A 19,957-nucleotide genomic window follows, 5' to 3' on the forward strand; every position below is an offset into this window, starting at 1 on the left:
AAAGGGAGCCCGAGGCTCCGGGCTCCCTTCTTGAAGACCTCTCGCGCGGCCGCCGGTTCCGGCAGCCCGCGCGCGGTCGTGCGGCGGATATTACAGCACCGACTTGAGCAGACGGCCCATTTCCGACGGGTTCTTGGTCACCTTGATACCGCAGGCGTCCATGATGGCCAGCTTGGCTTCGGCCGTATCGGCACCACCCGAGATCAGCGCGCCGGCGTGGCCCATGCGCTTGCCCGGAGGCGCCGTCACGCCAGCGATGAAGCCGACGACCGGCTTCTTCATGTTGCCCTTGATCCACTCGGCGGCCGTCGCTTCGTCCGGACCACCGATTTCACCGATCATGATCACGGCGTCCGTATCCGGATCGTCGTTGAACATCTTCATGACGTCGATGTGCTTCAGGCCGTTGATCGGGTCGCCACCGATACCGACGGCGGTCGACTGGCCCAGGCCCAGCGCGGTCAGCTGGCCCACGGCTTCGTAGGTCAGCGTGCCCGAGCGCGACACCACGCCGATGCGGCCCTTCTTGTGGATGTGACCCGGCATGATGCCGATCTTGAGCTCGTCCGGCGTGATCACGCCCGGGCAGTTCGGGCCGAGCAGCAGGGTCTTGCGACCTTCGCGGCGCATACGGTCCTTCACTTCGATCATGTCGCGCACGGGAATCCCTTCCGTGATGCAGATCGCCAGGTCCAGGTCGGCTTCGACGGCTTCCCAGATCGCGGCGGCAGCGCCTGCGGGCGGGACGTAGATCACCGAGACGGTCGCGCCGGTTTGTTCCTTGGCTTCCTTGACCGAGCCGTAAATGGGAATGCCCTCGAAGTCTTCGCCAGCCTTCTTCGGGTTCACGCCGGCGACGAACGCATTCTTGCCGTTCGCGTATTCGCGGCACATGCGGGTATGGAACTGGCCGGTCTTGCCAGTGATACCTTGGGTGATGACCTTGGTGTCTTTGTTGATCAGAATCGACATTGCTTGATTTCCTTCATCCGGTTGCCTGACAGCGCTCGCGCGGCCCCTGCGGGCGGCACGCCGCTGCGGCTTCGACAGTTCTGGTTACTTGCCTGCGGCAGCCGCGACAACCTTCTGGGCAGCTTCTTCCATGCTGTCCGCAGAGATGATCGGCAGGCCGGACTCGGCGAGCATCTTCTTGCCCAGGTCCTCGTTCGTGCCCTTCATGCGCACGACCAGCGGCACCTTCAGCGAGACGGCCTTCGATGCAGCGATCACGCCCTCGGCGATGACGTCGCAACGCATGATGCCGCCGAAGATGTTGACCAGAATGGCGGTCAGGTTCGGGTTCTTCAGCATGATCTTGAACGCTTCGGTGACCTTCTCGGTCGTGGCGCCACCGCCCACGTCCAGGAAGTTGGCCGGCTCGCCGCCGAACAGCTTGATGGTGTCCATCGTCGCCATGGCCAGACCGGCGCCGTTCACCAGGCAGCCGATGTTGCCGTCGAGCGAGATGTAGGCCAGATCGAACTTCGACGCTTCGACTTCAGCCGGATCCTCTTCGTCCAGGTCGCGGTAGGCGACGATTTCCGGATGACGGAACAGGGCGTTCGAATCGAAGTTGAACTTGGCGTCCAGCGCGGTGACCGTGCCGTTGCTGCTCACGTTGAGCGGGTTGATTTCGGCCAGCGAGGCGTCCGTTTCCCAGAACGCCTTGTACAGACCCTGCAGGATCGCGCGACCTTGCGGGATCGAAGCGTCCGGAATGCCGATCTTCTTCGACAGGTCGTCGGCTTGCGCGTCGGTCAGGCCGACCGACGGCTCGACGATCACCTTGTGGATCAGTTCCGGGTGCTTTTCGGCGACTTCTTCGATGTCCATGCCGCCTTCGCTCGAACCCATCAGCACGATCTTCTGCGAGATGCGGTCGACCACGAGGCTGACGTACAGTTCGTTCTTGATGTCGGCGCCTTCTTCGATCAGCAGGCGATTGACCTTCTGACCTTCCGGACCGGTCTGGTGCGTGACCAGCTGCATGCCGAGGATCTGGCCAGCGTATTCACGCACTTGCTCGATCGACTTGGCAACCTTCACGCCGCCGCCCTTGCCGCGACCGCCCGCGTGGATCTGGGCCTTGACCACCCAAACCGGACCGCCGAGTTCCTCGGCTGCCTTCACGGCCTCGTCCACGGAAAACGCCGGAATGCCGCGGGGCACCGCGACTCCGAATTTCCGGAGGATTTCCTTGCCTTGATACTCATGAATCTTCATGCGTGATTCCCTTCTTGCTGAGTTGGAAGTTTGGGTTCGAGCGTGCGAGTCGAGACACCGTCGCGCTCCGCTTCTGTCGTGGCGGGCGTCGAGGGCTCGTTCGCTCGATCGTTTGCGCGGCCGTTGAACCAGCGCGGGTAGAACCGGCGCACCGCCTCGCCATCAAACCGCAGGGCGTGACAATGTCCGAGTTGGAAAGGGGGCGCCGCGTTATCGGCATCGTTGGCCGCCGTGTCCGGCGTATGAATCACCACACCGGCAAAGGCCTGAATCGCTGCCGTGGGCAGGACGCTGCAGAGTTCCGTGAGATGGGTGCAGCCGGCGGCGCCGCCAAGGCGCTCGCGAACCGCGCGGCGAAAGCCGAAGCGCAGATTAAGACCAATCAACTTACGGTATTGCGGGCCGATCTGGTCACAAATGCCGGGATATGGCACCCAGTCGGAGACGGCCTCGGCGTCATGCACTTCGAAGTTCTCGTCGATCGTCAGACGCAGCCGCAGTTCGTGGATCGGCGTGCCTTCCTTGCGAAGTCCCGTCGCCAATGCAAAATCCCGATCCTTGTGATCGGTCAGACAGGCTTCGATGTCCCATAGGCCGTCGTCGCGCGAAAACGCTTCGACAGCGATCGTGCGACGGTGACGCAGAGTACGAGGGGCAGGCGCGGAGAGCGGCATGCGGGAGTGTGCAATGCATGAACGCGGAAAGATCTTGATTCTAGCATAGGCGGCCGGCGGGACTGCCGCAGCGCAGCAGAAGCCCGCCGCATAAGGCCGAATTACCCGACCCATCGGTCGGGTTATCAAAATTGGCGGGTCGCCGACGGTATGGTGCAACGCCAAATGGCGATAACCGAGAAGTGACGCGTCACGCGGGAGTCCGCCCCAGCGGGCGTTGTCGTTCAGGTCGGCTCGTGCGCGACGGGCGTTGCCCGTTTTTCGGCGATGAATCGCGGCACATCCATCAGAAAATGGAGGGGATGAGAGGTCAGAGATCGTCGGAAAAGTCGTCCACGCCACGCACGATTTTGCTGATAACGGTACGCGAGAAGCCGCGCGAGGCCAGAAAACGCATCTGTCTGGCCCTCGCTTCGGGCGTGGTGGCCACCTCGCCGAACTTTTTTTGCCACACGGCCCGGGCGCGGGCCAACTCGGTGCTGCGCAATTGTTCGGCAAGCTCCGCCACCGTCTGCGCATCGACCTGATGCTGCTTGAGTTCGTTGACGATGCGCGTCGTCCCTAGCCGGGACGCCCGGCGATTGAGCACACTCTGCGCGAAGCGCTCGTTGGAGAGCCAGCGCTCGTGCTCCAGGTTGTCGAGCAGGCGCTCCAGCGCGTCGGGATCCTCGGCGTCGGCATAGGGAAGCAGCTTGCGGCGCAACTCGGCGCGGCTGTACTCGCGGCGCGCGAGGTAGGACAACGCCCGCCCCTTGAGGCTCAGCGCGGGTTTGCGCGACGGCCTGGCCGCGACGGCCTCGTCGCCCGGCGGGGGCGGCGCGTTCGGATCTCGGGGCGGACGGCGGTGGATCATGGCCTCAATGGGGTGCAGTGCGACACGCGATCTGCAGCATCTTCGTCATGCAATCAGTGGCAGAAACAAAAAACGGCAACGCGCCGCCGCAAAGCTTCGCGTTGCCGTCCCGACTCCGAGGTCCTCAGACTTCGTCGTCTTCTTCTTCGATCTCGCCGGTTTCGTTGATCGCCGTCACCCCCAGCGACGCGCGCACCTTGTTCTCGATCTCGCGGGCGACTTCCGGATTCTCGCGCAGGAACTCACGCGCATTGTCCTTGCCCTGGCCGATTTTCTCGCCGTTGTAGCTGTACCAGGCGCCGGCCTTCTCGACGATCTTCGCGCTCACCCCCAGGTCGATGATCTCGCCTTCGCGCGAAATACCCTGACCGTAGAGGATGTCGAAAATCGCTTCGCGGAACGGCGGCGACACCTTGTTCTTGACGACCTTGACGCGGGTTTCGTTACCGACCACCTCGTCGCCCTTCTTGATCGAACCGATACGGCGGATGTCCAGGCGCACCGAGGAATAGAACTTCAGCGCGTTGCCGCCCGTCGTCGTTTCCGGGTTGCCGAACATCACACCGATCTTCATACGAATCTGGTTGATGAAGATCACCGTGCAGTTCGTGCGCTTGATCGTACCGGTGAGCTTGCGCAGCGCCTGCGACATCAGACGCGCCTGCAGACCCGGCAGCGAGTCGCCCATTTCGCCTTCGATTTCGGCCTTCGGCACCAGTGCCGCGACCGAGTCGATGATGATGAGGTCAATCGAGCCCGAGCGCACCAGTGCGTCGGCGATTTCCAGGGCCTGCTCGCCCGTGTCCGGCTGCGAAATCAGCAGATCCGGCACGGAGACGCCCAACTTGCTGGCGTAGCCGACGTCGAGCGCGTGTTCCGCATCGATGAACGCGCAGGTGCCGCCAAGCTTCTGCATTTCCGCCACGACCTGCAGCGTGAGCGTGGTCTTGCCCGACGATTCCGGGCCGTAGATTTCAATCACGCGGCCGCGCGGCAGACCGCCGACGCCGAGCGCGATGTCCAGACCCAGCGAGCCGGTCGAGACGACCTGGATGTCGGCTTCGACCTCGCCGTCGCCCAGACGCATGATCGAGCCCTTGCCGAATTGCTTCTCGATCTGCGCGAGGGCGGCGGCGAGCGCCTTGCCTTTCTCGGCCGACAGATTGGCAGACCCTTTCTTGCTTTCTTCCATGAATCGTCCTTTGATATGATGAGCGAGACGGCTCGAGTGAGGCGTGAATGCCGGTACTGTATAAAAAACCAGTGCTCTTTGCAAGTGCCTGTTGTCCGAAAGCGCCGAAACGAGAAAAAAAGCCGCGAACCACGCGCCGCAACATCACAGGAGACACACCGCAGCCGTCAGGCTTCGGTGCCTACACAAGCCTATCACGCCCATGCGAATTCTCATCGCAGAGGATGACAGCATTCTGGCCGATGCCCTGACCCGCTCGCTGCGCCAGGGGGGCTACGCCGTCGATCACGTCAAAACCGGGCTCGAAGCCGACTCCGCTCTTTCGGCCCAGACGTTCGATCTGCTGATTCTCGACCTCGGTCTGCCCCGCCTGCCGGGTCACGAAGTTCTGCGCCGGCTGCGCGCCCGCAATTCCCATCTGCCCGTTCTGATCCTGACCGCCTCCGACAGCGTCGACGCCCGCGTGAAGGGCCTCGACCTGGGCGCCGACGACTACATGGCCAAGCCGTTCGCACTGGCGGAGCTCGAAGCGCGCGTGCGGGCGCTGACCCGGCGTGGCGCCGGCGGCGGCTCCACCGTCATCCGCCATGGCCCGCTCAGTTTCGACCAGGTCGGACGCACCGCCTATATCAACGAGCAGATGCTCGACCTCTCCGCGCGCGAGCTCGAACTGCTCGAAGTGCTGTTGCTGCGCACCGGCCGTCTGGTCTCGAAGGAACAGCTTGTCGACCATCTGTGCGGCTGGGGCGAAGAAGTGAGCAACAACGCCATCGAGGTGTACATGCATCGGTTGCGCAAGAAAATCGAGCCGAGCGGCGTGCGCATCGCCACCATCCGCGGATTGGGGTATTGTCTGGAGAAGCCAGCTTCCGCGCCTGCCAACGCCGCCTGAGTCCGCGCATGTCGCCGCACCGGGCGACTCGTGCGATCCGATTCATGCGATCCATTACGAACTTGTTACGAAGTTATTGCGAAGTCCATTGCGGGATTCGGCGCGCGAGGGCTGAGCGGGTGCCTGACGACGGCAGGCGCCGAGGCGGGCCGAGCCGCCCGCGGACCGCCCTCCGCCGGCAACGTCATCCCTGAACCCTCGCCGTCCCGGCAATTTCGCTCTCCCAGTCCGCCCGCCCGATGCGTCTGAGCCTTCGCCATCACCGTCGCGCCCCGGTCACTCCGGCCGATCCGGTCCGTCCGGCAGACGGCATTCGCGCGCCCGACGCGGACCCCTTCGACCCCTACGCCGATCCCTTTGCGCGCCAGGGCTTCGGCGCACCGCTCGAGCGCGAGGCCGAGCCGCCGCCGCGCTCGCTGTTCGGCGAGATTCTCGACTGGATGCTCGCGCCCCTGCTGTTGCTCTGGCCGATGAGCATCGCGGTGACGTATCTCGTCGCGAAGTCGATTGCCAACGGCCCGTTCGACCGCGCCCTGGAGACCAATACCTACGTGCTCGCCCAGCAGGTGCACTCGGATCGCGGGCAAGTCACGCTCACGTTGCCCATGCCCGCACGCGATCTGCTGCGCGCGGACGCCACCGACAACGTCGACTTCCAGGTGCTCGGCGCGAAGGGCGAACTCGTCGCCGGGACGGCCGAGCTGCCGCTACCGCATGAAGACGACCGGCCGCAGCCCGGCGTCGTGCAGTTTCGCGACGAGACGGTCGGCGGCAACGACATTCGCGTCGCCTTCACCTACGTCGATCTGCCGCGCATGGATCCCCCCGGCAGCATGGCTCTCGTGCAGGTCGCGGAGACACTCGACAAGCGCAGCCAACTGGCCAACGAGATCATCAAGGGCGTGATCCTGCCGCAGTTCGTGATCCTGCCATTGGCAATCGTGCTCGTCTGGTTCGGGCTCTCGCGCGGCCTCGCGCCGCTGCATGCGCTGCAGGAGCACATTCGCGCGCGGCGGCCCGACGATCTGTCGCCGCTCGAAGCCCGGCAGGCGCCGCCGGAGATCGCCCCGCTCGTCAATTCGTTGAACGATCTGCTCGAGCGACTGGAACAGAACATGAAGCTGCAGCAACGCTTCATCGCGGACGCGGCGCATCAACTCAAGACACCGCTTGCCGGCCTGCGCATGCAGGCGGAGCTCGCGCTGCGCCAGACCTCGCCGGACGAGCTGCGCCGTTCGCTCTCGCAGATCGCCGCGAGCTCCGAGCAGGCCGCACGCCTCGTCAACCAGTTGCTCGCACTGGCTCGCGCCGAGAACAGCGCCAACGACGCCGCCGCCTTTACGCCCGTCAATCTGAGTCTGCTCGCGCGCAGCGCCATGCAGGACTGGTTCCAGGCGGCCTTTGCCAAACGCATCGACCTCGGCTTCGAGGAGCCGCCCTTCCCCGTGCATCTGTCGGGCCAGCCGGTGATGTTGCGCGAGTTGCTCAACAACCTGATCGACAACGCGATCCGCTACACCCCGGCCGGCGGCAAGGTAACGGTGCGGCTGCGCCACGAGGCGTCCGACGGCTTCGTCCATCTGGAGGTGGAAGATACGGGGCCCGGCATTCCGGCCGCGGAGCGCCCGCGCGTGTTCGAGCGCTTCTATCGCATTCTCGGCAGCGACAGCGACGGCAGCGGTCTCGGGCTCGCCATCGTGCGCGAGATCGTGCAGATTCATCGCGGCGAGGTGAGCGTGCTCGATCACGTCGACGCACAGCACCCCGAAGCAACGGGCACGCTCATTCGCGTAACCCTGCCGCTTGCGGAGCCTATCGAAAACCCGCATGCGTGACGAAAGTACGTCAAATACGTTCGAAATCGGGCCAAAGTCGAGGGTAAGTCCCTAGCCGCGTAAGCTTCGAGTCAGTTTCGCGTCAGACGGCGGTAAGGTTGTCCTCCAATAATCAGTTGCAACGGCCCGGGCGTGTCCCAGGGGCGTGCTTACATTACAGGAGACAACCGCATGGCTACTGCAACGACAGCCACCACCCATGCGCCGATGACCGCGGAAGAACGGAAGGTCATCTTCGCGTCGTCGCTGGGCACGGTGTTCGAGTGGTACGACTTTTATCTGGCCGGTTCGTTGGCCGCCTTCATCAGCAAGCATTTCTTCTCCGGCATCAACCCGACGGCGGCCTTCATCTTCACGCTGTTGTCGTTCGCCGCCGGCTTCGCGGTGCGCCCGTTCGGCGCCATCGTGTTCGGCCGCATCGGCGATCTGGTTGGCCGCAAGTACACGTTCCTCGTCACCATCACTCTGATGGGTCTGTCGACGCTGGTGGTCGGCCTGCTGCCGAGCTACGCTTCGTGGGGCATCGCGGCACCGGTGATCTTCATTGCCATGCGTCTGCTGCAGGGCCTGGCGCTGGGCGGCGAGTACGGCGGCGCCGCCACCTACGTTGCAGAGCACGCACCGCACGGCCGCCGCGGCTTCTACACGTCGTGGATCCAGACGACGGCAACGCTCGGCCTGTTCCTCTCGCTGCTCGTGATTCTCGGCACCCGCATGGTGATGGGTGAAGAGGCGTTCGGCGACTGGGGCTGGCGCGTGCCGTTCGTGCTGTCGATCGTGCTGCTGCTGATCTCGCTGTGGATTCGTCTGCAACTGAACGAATCGCCGGCGTTCCAGCGCATGAAGGCGGAGGGCAAGGCATCGAAGGCGCCGCTCACCGAATCTTTCGGTCAGTGGAAGAACCTGAAGATCGTGATCCTGGCGCTGGTCGGTCTGACGGCGGGTCAGGCGGTCGTGTGGTACACGGGCCAGTTCTACGCGCTCTTCTTCATGACGCAGGTGCTCAAGGTCGACGGCAACACCGCGAACATCATGATCGCGCTGGGCCTGCTGATCGGCACGCCGTTCTTCGTGTTCTTCGGCGCACTGTCGGACAAGATCGGCCGCAAGCCGATCATCATGGCCGGCTGCCTGCTCGCGGCGCTGCTGTACTTCCCGATCTTCAAGGCGCTCACGCACTATGCCAACCCGGCACTGGAAGCGGCGACGGCACGCTCGCCGATCACGGTGATTGCCGACCCGAACGAGTGCTCGTTCCAGTTCAACCCGGTCGGTACCTCGAAGTTCACCAGTTCGTGCGACATCGCGAAGAGCTACCTGTCGCGCGCCGGTCTGAACTATCACAACGAAGCGGCGCCGGCGGGCACGATCGCGTCGGTGAAAATCGGCGACAAGGTGATCCAGTCGGTCGACGGCAAGGCTGCCGATGCGAAGGACAAGACCAAGGCGTTCGAGACCGACATGTCGGCCACGCTCAAGGCTGACGGCTATCCGGCGAAGGCCGACCCGGCGCAGATGAACAAGCCGATGGTCGTGATCCTGCTGGCGATTCTGGTGATCTTCGTGACGATGGTGTACGGCCCGATTGCCGCGATGCTCGTGGAGCTGTTCCCGACGCGCATTCGCTATACGTCGATGTCGCTGCCCTATCACATCGGTAACGGCTGGTTCGGCGGCTTCCTGCCGGCGACCGCCTTCGCCATCGTGGCCGCCAAGGGCGACATCTACTCCGGCCTCTGGTACCCGATCGTGATCGCGCTGGTGACCTTCGTGATCGGCATGCTCTTCGTCAAGGAAACCAAGGACGTCGACATCTACGCCAACGACTGACGGGGCACCCCGTCATCCAGGCCGGGATGACGCAATGACGGCAACGCCGGGGCCTTCGGGTTCCGGCGTTGTTTTTTGGCGCGAGCGCGCTGGATGAACGTGGCACGGCATCGCCTGCCCTCTGTCTCGGCCATCCGTCTCGGCCCCGGCGCCGCGCGTCGCCCATGTCCGCGGTTTTCGAATTCTCGCAAAAAACTGTTGACAGTCCATATAGGCCTACCTATAATCTCTCTTCTACGGCGAATTAGCTCAGTCGGTTAGAGCGACGGAATCATAATCCGCAGGTCCGGGGTTCGAGTCCCTGATTCGCCACCAAATGCGAGAACGGCTTCCAGCGATGGAAGCCGTTTTCATTTGTGCGCGTCGCACGAAGCGAAAGCCAGTCCCTCAGGACTGGCTTTTTCATTGGCACGGTCGTGCGAGCCGAGGCCATCCATTGGCCGGCGTCAGTCGAAATCGAACATCTCGAAAAGCGACTTCTTCCTGCGAGGCTGCTCATAGTGACGACGGCGGCCGTCGTGACCATACTGGGGACTGCGGCGATGCGCGCCGTCGCCGTATTCGCGATGGTCGTGCGGATCACGATACTCGCGCGGCAGGCGCTCGTCGCCGGCGCCGCCGCGCGCCGGATGCGCCGGCATCGTGCCGCCGCCGTCCGCGCGCTCGATCAGTTTGTCCAGCTCGCCGCGATCGAGCCACACGCCCCGGCAACTCGGGCAGTAATCGATTTCCACTCCCTGACGCTCCGTCATCAGCAGGTCCGGGGTACCGCACACAGGACACTTCATCGTTTCGCTCCGTCACGTAAAAGACAACGCCTTCAATGTATCGGCGGCAGCTCAACGAAAAAACCTGCATTTCCATTCGCAAAACTTCGAAAAATCCGAATCCTCCCGCCCTCTTAGTCCTCTTCCAGTTCTCTTCCAGTCCTCTTCCGGTCTCTTCCGTCTCATTTCCGCACATGCGCGCAAAAAAAGCGGCGCCAGCTCTCGCCGACACCGCCCGGGGCACCACGTCAGATCCGGCGAATGGTCAGAGTCCCGCCATCGTCCCGTCGCCGTGGGCCTCAGTGCAGGACCTTCGCCCTCGCCGCGTCACGCCGCGCCCTGGCGCGTCGCGTGAGCATGTTCAACCCTTCGACGAACGCCGAGAACGCCATCGCCGCGTAGATGTAACCCTTCGGGATATGCGAGCCAAAGCCTTCCGCGATCAGCGTCATGCCGATCACCAGCAGGAAGCCCAGCGCCAGCATCACCACCGTCGGGTTCGCGGCAATGAAGCGCGACAGCGGGCCGGCCATGAACAACATCGCCGTCACCGCGGCAATCACAGCCACGAACATGATCGGGATGTGCTCCGTCATGCCCACCGCCGTCACGATACTGTCGATCGAGAACACCAGGTCTAGCATGAGGATCTGCAGCACCGCCGCGCGCGCCGAGATCGTCGCGAGCGTGCCGCCCGCGGATGCCTCACCAGGTTCGCCATGCGCGTCGTCCGGCCCCGTCGCGACGTGATGATGCATCTCCTTCGTGGCCTTCCAGACAAGGAACAGCCCGCCCGAGATCAGGATCAGGTCTCGCCACGAAAAACCGTGACCGAACAGCTCGAACAGCGGCGCCGTCAGCTTCGCAATCCACGCCACGGTGCCCAGCAGCGCCAGTCGCATGACCAGCGCCAGCGCAATGCCCATGCGCTGCGTGCGCGCACGCATCGACTCCGGCAATTTGTTGGTGAGGATCGAGATGAAAATCAGGTTGTCGATGCCGAGCACGACCTCCATCACCACCAGCGTGACGAGCGCCGCCCATACCGCCGGGTCGACCGCCAAAGCAAGAAGATAGTCCATATGTGCGCCAGAGTTTCCGTAGGTTATCGGCCCGTCGCCGCCGTCCCCGGCGGCATTCAGAGCCTTCGTTATCCCGCACTCTGCGTAGTGTGCGAGTCAGGACAGCATCATCACGCAACTCACGCTTCGCAAAAACCAGCCATATACTTCACAACAGTTCGGTTTTTTCGAAGTCACCCATCATGTTGAACTACCGACATCTTTACTATTTCTGGGTCGTCGTCAAGGAGGGCGGGTTCGCACGGGCGGCCGAACGTCTGGACATGGCCGTGCAGACGATCAGCGCCCAGGTGCGCGAACTCGAGAAATCGCTGGGGCATCAGTTGCTCAAGCCGGCCGGGCGCGGGGTTGCCATGACCGAGTCGGGTCAGGCGGCGTTCCGGCGGGCCGAGGAGATCTTCCGCCTCGGACAATCGATTCCGGATGAAGTCCGTGAAGCGGCAAGCGGGCGCGTCGCGCGCCTTGCGGTCGGCCTCGCGGACGGCATCTCGAAGCTCGCCGCGCACGCGATTCTCGCGCCGGTTCTCGACACGCCCTCGCTGCGGCTCGTCTGCCACGAAGGCGAGCACGAGCAACTGCTCGCCGAACTCGCCCTCCACAAGCTCGACCTCGTGCTCGCGAGCCAGCCCGCGCCGTACAACCCGACGCTGCGACTGGCCAGTGAGCGCCTGGTGGAGTCTCCCGTGGACTGGTACGGTCCCGCATCGATCGTGCGCCATACGTCGCGCGACCACTTCCCCGCATGCCTGAGCACGCTGCCCGTCCTGCTGCCCACCGGACATTCGGCGCTGCGCGCCCGTCTGGATCTGTGGTTCGAGGCGCAGGGCATCCGCCCGAACGTCGTGGGCGAATTCGAGGACAGCGCGCTCATGGCCGTGTTCGCCACGCGCGGCATGGGCGTGTTTGCGTTGAGCGAGACCGGCGCGGGCGACGTGTCGATGCTGCGCGGCCTGCGCTGGCTCGGCCGGCCCGACGGCGTTCACGAGGAAATCCATGCGATCCGCTCGCGACGCGGCGAGGGCCATCCGCTCGTGCTGCGCATTCTCTCGCAATTCGGCCCGTCGCCCGATTCTGATATAAGAACGGTGAAGGCGCTTTCGGCGCCGCCCTCCTCTGCAAGGAAATCCCATGTCAAGTCGTAGCGACCAGCACAAGGTCTTCCAGCTCATGCTGTTCGTCGTGACGGTGGTGTTCGGATGGATTCTGTTTCCGCTGTTCGGCGCCCTGTTCTGGGGGACGATTCTCGCCGTACTGTTCCAGCCGGTGCAGCGCCGCCTGCTCACCCACATGCGCGGCAGGCGCAATCTGGCCGCGCTCATCACGCTCGCGCTGGTACTGCTGATCGTGATTCTGCCGCTCACGCTCGTCGTCGGCATGCTCACCCAGGAAATCAGCGCGGCGCTCGTGCGCTTTCGCACCGATCTGCCGCAACTCACCATCGCCTTTCAGCAACTGCTCGACCGCCTGCCCGCCAGCGTGCACCGCGTGATGGACCTGGCCGGCGTGCAGGACCTGAACGCCATCCAGCAACGGCTTGGCGACGGCGCGGCCCAAATCGGGCGTTTCGTCGCCGTCAACCTGGTGAGCATCGGCCAGAACACGGCACAGTTGCTCGTGAGCTTCGGCGTGATGCTCTACCTGCTGTTCTTTCTACTGCGCGACGGCGCGATCCTCGGCACGATCGTGCGTCGCGCCATTCCGCTCGACGAGCGCCACAAGAGCCAGTTGATCCGCCAGTTCACGACCGTCGTGCGGGCGACCGTGAAGGGCAACATCGCCGTCGCGGTGGCGCAGGGCGCGCTCGGCGGTTTCATCTTCGCCGTGCTGGGCATTCAGGGGTCGGTGCTCGCCGCCGTGGTGATGGCGTTTCTGTCGCTGCTGCCGGCCGTCGGCGCCGCGTTCGTGTGGGTGCCGGTCGGCGTCTGGCTGCTGCTTTCGGGCTCGATCTGGAAGGGCGTGGTCCTGTTCGCGTTTTGCGGCATCATCGTGAGCCTGGTCGACAACGTGCTGCGGCCGATTCTCGTCGGCAAGGACACCAAGATGCCCGACTGGGTGGTGCTGATCTCCACGCTCGGCGGCATGTCGCTCATCGGGCTCACCGGCTTCGTGATCGGCCCGCTCATCGCCGCCCTGTTCATCGCGAGCTGGAACATCTACACACGCATGGGCGAGGATGACAGCGATCAGGCAGACGCCGGCTGATCATTGGCGGGACGCCGGCCGACGGACGCACCGGCGCCGGGGCGCGGCGCGCCCTACGGCGTGACGAGCTCGCCTTGCCGCCACAGGGCCAGATCGGCGCCGGCCTGCGCCATCACGCTGCCCCAGTCGCCGCGTTGCGGCTGACGATAAAGCGTGACAGACGGATACCAGTCGCTGTCCCGGCGCGAGAGCTGCCAGCGCCAGTCCGGCGTGAAGCCGAGCAGCCCCCAGACCGGCTTGCCGAGCGCCCCGGCCACATGCAGCGCGGCCGTGTCCACGGCAATCACGAGATCCATCTGTGCGATGACGGCCGCCGTCTCTGCGAAGTCGCTGAGTTTCGCGCCGATGTCGCGCACATTGCCGTGCGCCGCGAGCTGCGCGCGCTCCTCCTCCGTCGCGTCGACCTGCAGCGAGTAAAACTGTGCGCCGGTATCGAAGACCGGCGCCCAGTGCTCGAGCGCCACGTCGCGATTCGGCGGGAAAGGCCGTGCGCGCCACACGAAGCCCACGCGCAATTGCCCTTCCGGCCTGGCGCCCAGCATCGAGCGCCAGATCGTCTCGCGCGCCGCGCTCGCGCGCAGATAGGGCGAAGACATGGCAACGTCGCCGCCGATCTCGAGCAGGTGCGGCAGGCTCAACAGCGGCATCTGCCAGTCGAACGACGGCACCGGCATGTGCTCGCCGAGCACGGTCACGCCGCGCGCGAAGCCGCCAAGGAGCGTGACGAGCGGCGCCTGCACCGAGAGCACCACGTTGGCGCCCATCTCGACAAGGCGCGGCACGAAACGCACGAACTGCAGCGTGTCGCCGAAGCCCTGCTCGCTGTAGACGAACACGGTCTTGCCCGCGAGCGGCGCCTTGCCGTCCCACAGCTTCTCGCTGAACCGGCGCTTCTGGCCACCGTCCTGCCAGCGCCACTCATAGTCGTGCCAGCCATGCTCGAAGTCGCCGAGCAGCAGATTGGTCTGTGCGCGGTTGGTGCGCGCACCGGGATGTTCGGGCGCAAGCTTGACCGCCTGACGCAGGCACTGCAGCGCCTCGGCAAATTCGTGCCGCTCACGCAGCGCCACGCCCAGGTTGACCAGCGGATCGGGCTGCTGCGGGGCGATGGCGTTGGCGAGCCGGTAGGCGTCGATCTCTTCGTCATAGCGCCCGAGCGCACCGAGCGCGCGACCGCGATTGAAATGCGCCTGCCACAGCGCGGGCGCTTTCGCCGACGTGCGCTCGAACCAGAGAAGCGCACGCGCGTTGTCGCCCGCCTGGGCCCAGGTAAGGCCGATCGTGTGCATCGTGCCGATGATGTCGGGCGACTGCTGGACGGTCGCCTCGAACAATGCCTCCGCGCGGATCGGACGGCGTGCCTTGAGGCTGGCCATCGCGGCGTCGTAGGTGGCTTGCGCGCCGGCCTGCGGCACGAGTGCGAGCAACCGGTCGAAGGCGTCGGCGGCATCTTCGAACGCGCTCGTGCGCAACGAGACATAGGCGAGCCCTTCGAGGGCGGGCAGAAATTCGGGAGATTGTTTCAGTACTTGACGCAACTCGGCGATCGCTTCGTCGAGCCGGCCGGCGGCACTCAGTTGTCGTGCACGCTCGCAACGCGCGTCCAATGGCGTCGTCATGCGGCGCATTCCTTGCTTGTCTAGGGGGATGAGGGGACGGGCCGGCAAGCCGTTTCTCGGCCGCGGCGTATTGCCGGCGGCCACAGGCGCCGTGGCCCGTGCGAGCGGTGCACACTACATGACCGCACGGCCCGAATCAAGCCGCGCGGATTGGTCCGCGCCGCGCTCGGAAAGTTCATATCTTCACGACAAGACGGCAGGCGGCAAAAACGTCTACGGGTCGCCATTGACGCGATCCGCGATCCGCGTGCCGCCTGCGCCAGCCGTGCGCCCCGCCGGCCGCAAGCCTGGACGCCTGGACGCCGCCGCAACGCAAGCCAGCGGTTCGGTATCACGCAGCGAAACATGGTACTTGCGCAGTGCAGCATAAAAACCACAGTCGGTCACGCAATGCCCGGTTTGCCAGACCGATGCACGCGCTTTAACATCAAACGCCGAGGCAATCTGGTAGCATCCGCTGCCGTCCGTGCGCGCGGGCATCGTCGCTGCCGTGCCGCACACAGACGCTCCAGATCCGTTGTTCGTCCGCCCCCCGCATTCACTCGAGGTACCGATGACGCGCGTAGCCCGTCCGTTCATCCCCGCCACTGCGCGACGCCTGCTGCCCAATCGCTGGGACTTCATTGCCTTCCCGCTCATCATCGGTTTCCTGATGGTCAGCTCCTCGGGCATCCGCCAGACGTGGGCCCCGCTGGCCGACTTGCAGACCGAGGTCATTTCGCTGGACCCGGCCAACCTGCCCGAATACGCCCTGCGCACCACGCTGCGCATGCTCGCGGCAATGGTCGCCTCGCTGCTCTTCACGCTGGTCTACGGCACGCTCGCGGCAAAGAGCCGCCGCGCCGAGAAGCTGCTCGTGCCGATGCTCGACATCCTCCAGTCAGTGCCGGTGCTGGGCTACATCTCGTTTACCGTCACGTTCTTCCTCGCCCTCTTTCCCGGACGCGTGCTCGGCGCCGAATGCGCCGCCATCTTCGCCATCTTCACCAGCCAGGCGTGGAACATGACGTTCTCGTTCTACCAGTCGATGCGCACCCAGCCGCGCGACCTGTCGGAAGTTGCCGTGAATCTGCGTCTTTCGCCGTGGCAGCGTTTCTGGAAGCTCGACGTGCCCTACTCCATGCCCGGCCTCATCTGGAACATGATGATGAGCATGTCGGGCGGCTGGTTCTTCGTGGTGGCGTCCGAGGCGATCACCGTCGGCGACAAGACAGTCACGTTGCCCGGCATCGGCGCCTATCTGGCCACGGCCATCCTGCAGCGCGATCTGCAGGCCGTAGGCTGGGTGATCCTGGCGATGGTCGTCGTCATCGTGATCTACGACCAGTTCCTGTTCCGCCCGATGGTGGCCTGGGCCGACAAGTTCCGCCTGGAAGACACGGTCTCGCAGGCCGCGCCCGAGTCGTGGGTGCTCAACGTGATCCAGCGCACGCGCGCGATCCAGTATCTGCTGCGCCCGTTCGGCAAGCTGCTGCGCACGCTCGCCCGGCTGCGCATGCCGCTGTCGCTGCCCGCGGCGATCCATTCCGAGTCGAAGACCCCGCTCTCGCGCCTGATCGACGGGCTCTGGGCCGCGCTGCTGGTGGTGCTCGGCGTGTCCGCCGCGTGGAAGATCTGTACGTTCGTGCTGGCCGAAGTCGGCTACGCCGAGGTGCTGCGCGTGTTCGGCCTGGGCGTGATCACGCTCGTTCGCGTGGTGGTACTCATTGCGATCGCGTCGGTCATCTGGGTGCCGCTGGGCGTGCTGATCGGCCTGCGCCCGAAGCTCGCCGAGCGCATCCAGCCGCTCGCGCAGTTCCTCGCGGCCTTCCCGGCGAACCTGCTGTTCCCGATCTTCGTGGTGGCCATCGTCCATTTCCGCGCCAACCCGGACATCTGGCTCTCGCCGCTCATCGTGCTGGGCACGCAGTGGTACATCCTGTTCAACGTCATCGCAGGCGCAACGGCCTTCCCGAACGACTTCAAGGAAGCCGCCACGAACTTCCGCATCCGCGGCTGGCAGTGGTGGCGTCAGGTGATGCTGCCGGGCATCTTCCCGTATTACGTGACGGGCGCCATCACGGCCTCCGGCGGCGCGTGGAACGCGTCGATCGTCTCGGAGTACGTGCAATGGGGCGACGACAAGGTCGCCGCGCACGGGCTGGGCGCATATATCGCGCAGACGACCGCCGCCGGCGACTATCCGCGCATTCTGCTGGGCATTGCCGTCATGGCGCTGTTCGTCGTACTGTTCAACCGCTTGCTGTGGCGCCCCATGTACGCCGTCGCCGAAAGCAAGCTTCGCCTGAATTGAAGGGGCCGTGATGCCGAACGATACCCAACCGACCACCGGAAAAGAGATCTTCTCGCTGGCGAATGTCAGCCGCGGCTTCCGCAAGGGCAGCGACGAGCGTCAGGTGCTCGACGGCGTGAACCTGCAACTGCACGAAGGCGAGATCGTCGGCCTGCTGGGCCGCTCTGGCTCGGGCAAGTCGACGCTGCTGCGCATCATCGCCGGCCTGATCCAGCCGAGCACGGGCGACATCCGCTACCTCGGCGAGCCGCTCGAAGGCCCGCCCGAAGGCGTGGCCATGGTGTTCCAGACGTTCGCCCTGTTCCCGTGGCTCACGGTGCTGCAAAACGTGGAAGCCGGCCTCGAGGCGCTCGGCGTGGAGCCGAAGGAGCGCCGCAGGCGTGCGCTGGCCGCCATCGACCTGATCGGTCTGGACGGCTTCGAGAACGCCTACCCGCGCGAGCTCTCGGGCGGCATGCGCCAGCGCGTGGGCTTCGCGCGCGCGCTCGTGGTCAATCCCACGCTGCTGCTCATGGACGAACCGTTCTCGGCGCTGGACGTGCTCACCGCCGAGACGCTGCGCACCGACCTGCTCGATCTGTGGAGCCAGCGCCAGCTGCCGATCAAGTCGATCCTGATCGTCACCCACAACATCGAGGAAGCGGTGTTCATGTGCGACCGCATTCTGGTGCTGTCGTCGAATCCGGGGCGCGTGGTCGCCGAGATCCGGGTGCCGTTTCCGCATCGCCGCAACCGCCTCGACCCGGCCTTCCGCAAGATGGTCGACGAAATCTATGCGCTGATGACCTCGCGCCGCAGCGCGCACACGATGCAGAAGATGCCGCTCGAACTGTCAAGCCCGCTGCACGAGGTGTCGACGAACCTGATGGCCGGTCTGCTCGAGGCGCTCGCCGGGCCGCCGTACAACGGCCGGGCCGACCTGCCCGAGATCGCGCAGACGCTCCTGCTCGAAGTGGACGACCTCTTCCCCGTGGCCGAAATCCTCGACCAACTCGGCTTCGCGGAACTCAAGGAAGGCGACATTCTGCTCACTGCCGCGGGCAAGCGCTTCGTGGACATGAGCACGCAGGAGCGCAAGGTGCTGTTTGCCGAGCATCTGCTGCGCCACGTGCCGCTCGCGGCGAAGATCCGCAGCGTGCTGCAGGAGCGCCGCGGACAGCGCGCCCCGCGCGTGCGCTTCGAGCAGGAACTGGAAGATTCGATGTCGGACGATCTCGCGCAGGAAACGCTCGACACCGCCATCAACTGGGGGCGCTACGCCGAGATCTTCTCGTACAACGACCACACCGAGACGTTCAGCCTCGAGGACATGGAAGGCGGCGGCTGAGCGTCGCCCCGCCGCTCGTCAGAAGGCGTAGCCCACGCCGATCATCCACGTCTGGTTGATCGTCTTCGAATCGGGCTCGTAGGCGCTCGTGCCGGGGCCGACCTGGGTCACGTCGGAGCGGCCGTACTGAAAGCGCGACCATTCGTAGGTGGCGTTCACGTGGAGGTTGCGCGCCACGGCATAGTCCAGACCGAAGCCGGCCGCCACGACCGGCTTGTTGCCCAGCGTGAAGGTGTTCTGCGAGCCGGCCAGCGTCATTGACGAGCCGACCATGGCGCCCGCGCGAATGTCTGCCGTCGCCACGAGCTTCGGCATGATCTCGAGCTGCCCCATCAGCCCGGCGCCCACGACATGGTGGCGATAACGCTCGTAAAAGCCATAGGGATCGCGGCTGCTGTCGCGAATCCAGTCGCGATAGCTGTAGCTCAGGTACGGCACGACCTGCGCATTCCACGTGCCGAGCCGGAACGGAAACGCCCGGCCCGCCCTGAGCGTGACGTCCGTCGTGGTCGAGCGCGTGGTCATGTTGTAGTTGGGCTCAATGACGCGCCCGGCGACATCCTGCAAATAGCCGCCGTAGCTGACGTTCCCGTGCGCCACGCGCACCGAACCGCTGAAGTAGAGATTGGAGAGGCCGAAGAGCTGGCGTTGGGTCGACGCGCCGAGCGCGAATGCGGCCGTGGTGCCTCGTTCCGAATCGCTCTTGCCGGGTCCGATGTCTTCCCAGTAGTGCAGCCGCTGGGCGCCGGCCCCGATCCACACCTGGTTGTTGGCGCGCAGCATGGCTTCCTGCGCATGGGCGCCGGCCGCCAACACGGCGACGCCGGCAAAGGCAGCGCCGGCAATGACGACGCGGGTGATGGCAACGCGGACGCTGGCTGCGCGCTGGCCGCAAGCGATGGTGCGGCGCGTATTGTGCGTCATGGCACGGCCCTCCCCAGGCGTGATCTCGACGACAACTTGGAAGCGGCCATCGGGTGGGCCGCCGTTTTTCGGCATTGTTTCAGCGCGCCGTGCGCCGCGCAAGCGGAGAAATGTGGATGCTTTGCGAACCCCGATCGTCGGGATTCACCCGCGCCGAAGCGTCGCCCCCGCTCGCGGCCTTCCGGCGGCCTCCGGGCGGCCCCTCCGCCGCGCTGGCGCGCCGGGGCAGTGGGCGTCTGTCGCG

16 protein-coding genes and 1 tRNA gene are annotated in these 19,957 nt (G+C 65.1%); 8 read left to right on the forward strand and 9 right to left on the reverse strand.

Features of this window, described 5'->3' with window-relative positions; genetic code table 11:
* Positions 1 to 90: 90 nt before the first annotated feature.
* The 5 genes from sucD to recA all read right to left on the reverse strand — a co-directional run bounded on the left by sucD (position 91) and on the right by recA (position 4,942).
* On the reverse strand, positions 91 to 972 hold the full coding sequence (sucD, locus tag CDN36_RS10710; protein WP_150554728.1) for a succinate--CoA ligase subunit alpha: 882 nt from the start codon (positions 970 to 972) through the stop codon (positions 91 to 93).
* Between the two features lie 84 nt (positions 973 to 1,056).
* Positions 1,057 to 2,223 (reverse strand): ADP-forming succinate--CoA ligase subunit beta, encoded by a 1,167-nt coding sequence (gene sucC / locus CDN36_RS10715; protein ID WP_150554729.1) that lies wholly within the window; start codon positions 2,221 to 2,223, stop codon positions 1,057 to 1,059.
* Positions 2,220 to 2,897 (reverse strand): DUF2889 domain-containing protein, encoded by a 678-nt coding sequence (locus CDN36_RS10720; RefSeq protein WP_150554730.1) that lies wholly within the window; start codon positions 2,895 to 2,897, stop codon positions 2,220 to 2,222. The genes sucC and CDN36_RS10720 overlap by 4 nt, the downstream gene beginning before the upstream one ends.
* Before the next feature lie 310 nt (positions 2,898 to 3,207).
* A complete protein-coding gene (gene recX, locus CDN36_RS10725; RefSeq protein ID WP_353846862.1) occupies positions 3,208 to 3,750 on the reverse strand; it encodes a recombination regulator RecX in 543 nt (180 codons plus the stop codon).
* A 124-nt stretch (positions 3,751 to 3,874) separates the two neighbouring features.
* On the reverse strand, positions 3,875 to 4,942 hold the full coding sequence (recA, locus tag CDN36_RS10730; RefSeq protein WP_150554732.1) for a recombinase RecA: 1,068 nt from the start codon (positions 4,940 to 4,942) through the stop codon (positions 3,875 to 3,877).
* Positions 4,943 to 5,144: 202 nt separating this feature from the next.
* Here recA and CDN36_RS10735 point away from each other — a divergent pair, with 202 nt between their 5' ends.
* The 4 genes from CDN36_RS10735 to CDN36_RS10750 all read left to right on the forward strand — a co-directional run bounded on the left by CDN36_RS10735 (position 5,145) and on the right by CDN36_RS10750 (position 9,814).
* Complete coding sequence (locus tag CDN36_RS10735; protein ID WP_150554733.1) at positions 5,145 to 5,834, forward strand: response regulator transcription factor; 690 nt, start codon at positions 5,145 to 5,147, stop codon at positions 5,832 to 5,834.
* A 239-nt stretch (positions 5,835 to 6,073) separates the two neighbouring features.
* Positions 6,074 to 7,669 (forward strand): sensor histidine kinase, encoded by a 1,596-nt coding sequence (locus tag CDN36_RS10740; RefSeq protein ID WP_287496709.1) that lies wholly within the window; start codon positions 6,074 to 6,076, stop codon positions 7,667 to 7,669.
* Between the two features lie 171 nt (positions 7,670 to 7,840).
* Complete coding sequence (locus tag CDN36_RS10745; protein WP_150554735.1) at positions 7,841 to 9,499, forward strand: MFS transporter; 1,659 nt, start codon at positions 7,841 to 7,843, stop codon at positions 9,497 to 9,499.
* Positions 9,500 to 9,737: 238 nt separating this feature from the next.
* Positions 9,738 to 9,814 (forward strand) — tRNA-Met (locus CDN36_RS10750).
* A 131-nt stretch (positions 9,815 to 9,945) separates the two neighbouring features.
* On the opposite strand, the gene CDN36_RS10755 is transcribed toward CDN36_RS10750, so the two are convergent.
* Positions 9,946 to 10,287, reverse strand: a complete 342-nt coding sequence (locus CDN36_RS10755; protein WP_287496710.1) for a TFIIB-type zinc ribbon-containing protein — start codon at positions 10,285 to 10,287, stop codon at positions 9,946 to 9,948.
* 278 nt (positions 10,288 to 10,565) lie between these two features.
* Positions 10,566 to 11,348, reverse strand: a complete 783-nt coding sequence (locus CDN36_RS10760; protein ID WP_150554748.1) for a TerC family protein — start codon at positions 11,346 to 11,348, stop codon at positions 10,566 to 10,568.
* A 182-nt stretch (positions 11,349 to 11,530) separates the two neighbouring features.
* Here CDN36_RS10760 and CDN36_RS10765 point away from each other — a divergent pair, with 182 nt between their 5' ends.
* The gene (locus tag CDN36_RS10765) at positions 11,531 to 12,490 is read left to right on the forward strand and encodes a LysR family transcriptional regulator (RefSeq protein ID WP_287496711.1); all 960 of its coding nucleotides are present in this window, start codon (positions 11,531 to 11,533) and stop codon (positions 12,488 to 12,490) included.
* Positions 12,477 to 13,550, forward strand: a complete 1,074-nt coding sequence (locus CDN36_RS10770; protein ID WP_150554750.1) for an AI-2E family transporter — start codon at positions 12,477 to 12,479, stop codon at positions 13,548 to 13,550. Before CDN36_RS10765 ends, CDN36_RS10770 begins: the two co-directional genes overlap by 14 nt.
* 53 nt (positions 13,551 to 13,603) lie before the next feature.
* On the opposite strand, the gene CDN36_RS10775 is transcribed toward CDN36_RS10770, so the two are convergent.
* Positions 13,604 to 15,169 carry a tetratricopeptide repeat protein gene (locus CDN36_RS10775; RefSeq protein WP_287496712.1) on the reverse strand — a complete coding sequence of 522 codons (1,566 nt, stop codon included), beginning with the start codon at positions 15,167 to 15,169 and terminating at the stop codon, positions 13,604 to 13,606.
* 553 nt (positions 15,170 to 15,722) lie between these two features.
* Here CDN36_RS10775 and CDN36_RS10780 point away from each other — a divergent pair.
* Both CDN36_RS10780 and CDN36_RS10785 read left to right on the forward strand, forming a co-directional pair.
* Complete coding sequence (locus CDN36_RS10780; protein WP_150554752.1) at positions 15,723 to 17,462, forward strand: ABC transporter permease; 1,740 nt, start codon at positions 15,723 to 15,725, stop codon at positions 17,460 to 17,462.
* Between the two features lie 10 nt (positions 17,463 to 17,472).
* The gene (locus CDN36_RS10785) at positions 17,473 to 18,789 is read left to right on the forward strand and encodes an ABC transporter ATP-binding protein (protein ID WP_150554753.1); all 1,317 of its coding nucleotides are present in this window, start codon (positions 17,473 to 17,475) and stop codon (positions 18,787 to 18,789) included.
* A gap of 18 nt (positions 18,790 to 18,807) precedes the next feature.
* Here the strand turns inward: CDN36_RS10785 and CDN36_RS10790 are convergent, their stop codons facing one another.
* Positions 18,808 to 19,713: an outer membrane protein gene (locus tag CDN36_RS10790; RefSeq protein WP_287496713.1), complete on the reverse strand. Its 906-nt coding sequence runs from the start codon at positions 19,711 to 19,713 to the stop codon at positions 18,808 to 18,810.
* Between the last annotated feature and the right edge of the window lie 244 nt (positions 19,714 to 19,957).

It is taken from the genome of Pandoraea sp. CB10b_02 (genome assembly GCF_002216225.1).
GTDB lineage: Bacteria > Pseudomonadota > Gammaproteobacteria > Burkholderiales > Burkholderiaceae > Pandoraea > Pandoraea nosoerga.

What these genes read in the sequence shown, in the direction of transcription:
- CDN36_RS10765 (WP_287496711.1), top strand. Translation starts at nt 11,531, where the DNA reads ATGTTGAACTACCGACATCTTTACTATTTCTGGGTCGTCGTCAAGGAG.
- CDN36_RS10760 (WP_150554748.1), bottom strand. Translation starts at nt 11,348, where the DNA reads ATGGACTATCTTCTTGCTTTGGCGGTCGACCCGGCGGTATGGGCGGCG.
- CDN36_RS10755 (WP_287496710.1), bottom strand. Translation starts at nt 10,287, where the DNA reads ATGAAGTGTCCTGTGTGCGGTACCCCGGACCTGCTGATGACGGAGCGT.
- CDN36_RS10775 (WP_287496712.1), bottom strand. Translation starts at nt 15,169, where the DNA reads ATGACGACGCCATTGGACGCGCGTTGCGAGCGTGCACGACAACTGAGT.
- CDN36_RS10720 (WP_150554730.1), bottom strand. Translation starts at nt 2,897, where the DNA reads ATGCCGCTCTCCGCGCCTGCCCCTCGTACTCTGCGTCACCGTCGCACG.
- sucC (WP_150554729.1), bottom strand. Translation starts at nt 2,223, where the DNA reads ATGAAGATTCATGAGTATCAAGGCAAGGAAATCCTCCGGAAATTCGGA.
- CDN36_RS10770 (WP_150554750.1), top strand. Translation starts at nt 12,477, where the DNA reads ATGTCAAGTCGTAGCGACCAGCACAAGGTCTTCCAGCTCATGCTGTTC.
- sucD (WP_150554728.1), bottom strand. Translation starts at nt 972, where the DNA reads ATGTCGATTCTGATCAACAAAGACACCAAGGTCATCACCCAAGGTATC.
- recA (WP_150554732.1), bottom strand. Translation starts at nt 4,942, where the DNA reads ATGGAAGAAAGCAAGAAAGGGTCTGCCAATCTGTCGGCCGAGAAAGGC.
- CDN36_RS10780 (WP_150554752.1), top strand. Translation starts at nt 15,723, where the DNA reads ATGACGCGCGTAGCCCGTCCGTTCATCCCCGCCACTGCGCGACGCCTG.
- CDN36_RS10790 (WP_287496713.1), bottom strand. Translation starts at nt 19,713, where the DNA reads ATGACGCACAATACGCGCCGCACCATCGCTTGCGGCCAGCGCGCAGCC.
- CDN36_RS10785 (WP_150554753.1), top strand. Translation starts at nt 17,473, where the DNA reads ATGCCGAACGATACCCAACCGACCACCGGAAAAGAGATCTTCTCGCTG.
- recX (WP_353846862.1), bottom strand. Translation starts at nt 3,750, where the DNA reads ATGATCCACCGCCGTCCGCCCCGAGATCCGAACGCGCCGCCCCCGCCG.
- CDN36_RS10745 (WP_150554735.1), top strand. Translation starts at nt 7,841, where the DNA reads ATGGCTACTGCAACGACAGCCACCACCCATGCGCCGATGACCGCGGAA.
- CDN36_RS10735 (WP_150554733.1), top strand. Translation starts at nt 5,145, where the DNA reads ATGCGAATTCTCATCGCAGAGGATGACAGCATTCTGGCCGATGCCCTG.
- CDN36_RS10740 (WP_287496709.1), top strand. Translation starts at nt 6,074, where the DNA reads ATGCGTCTGAGCCTTCGCCATCACCGTCGCGCCCCGGTCACTCCGGCC.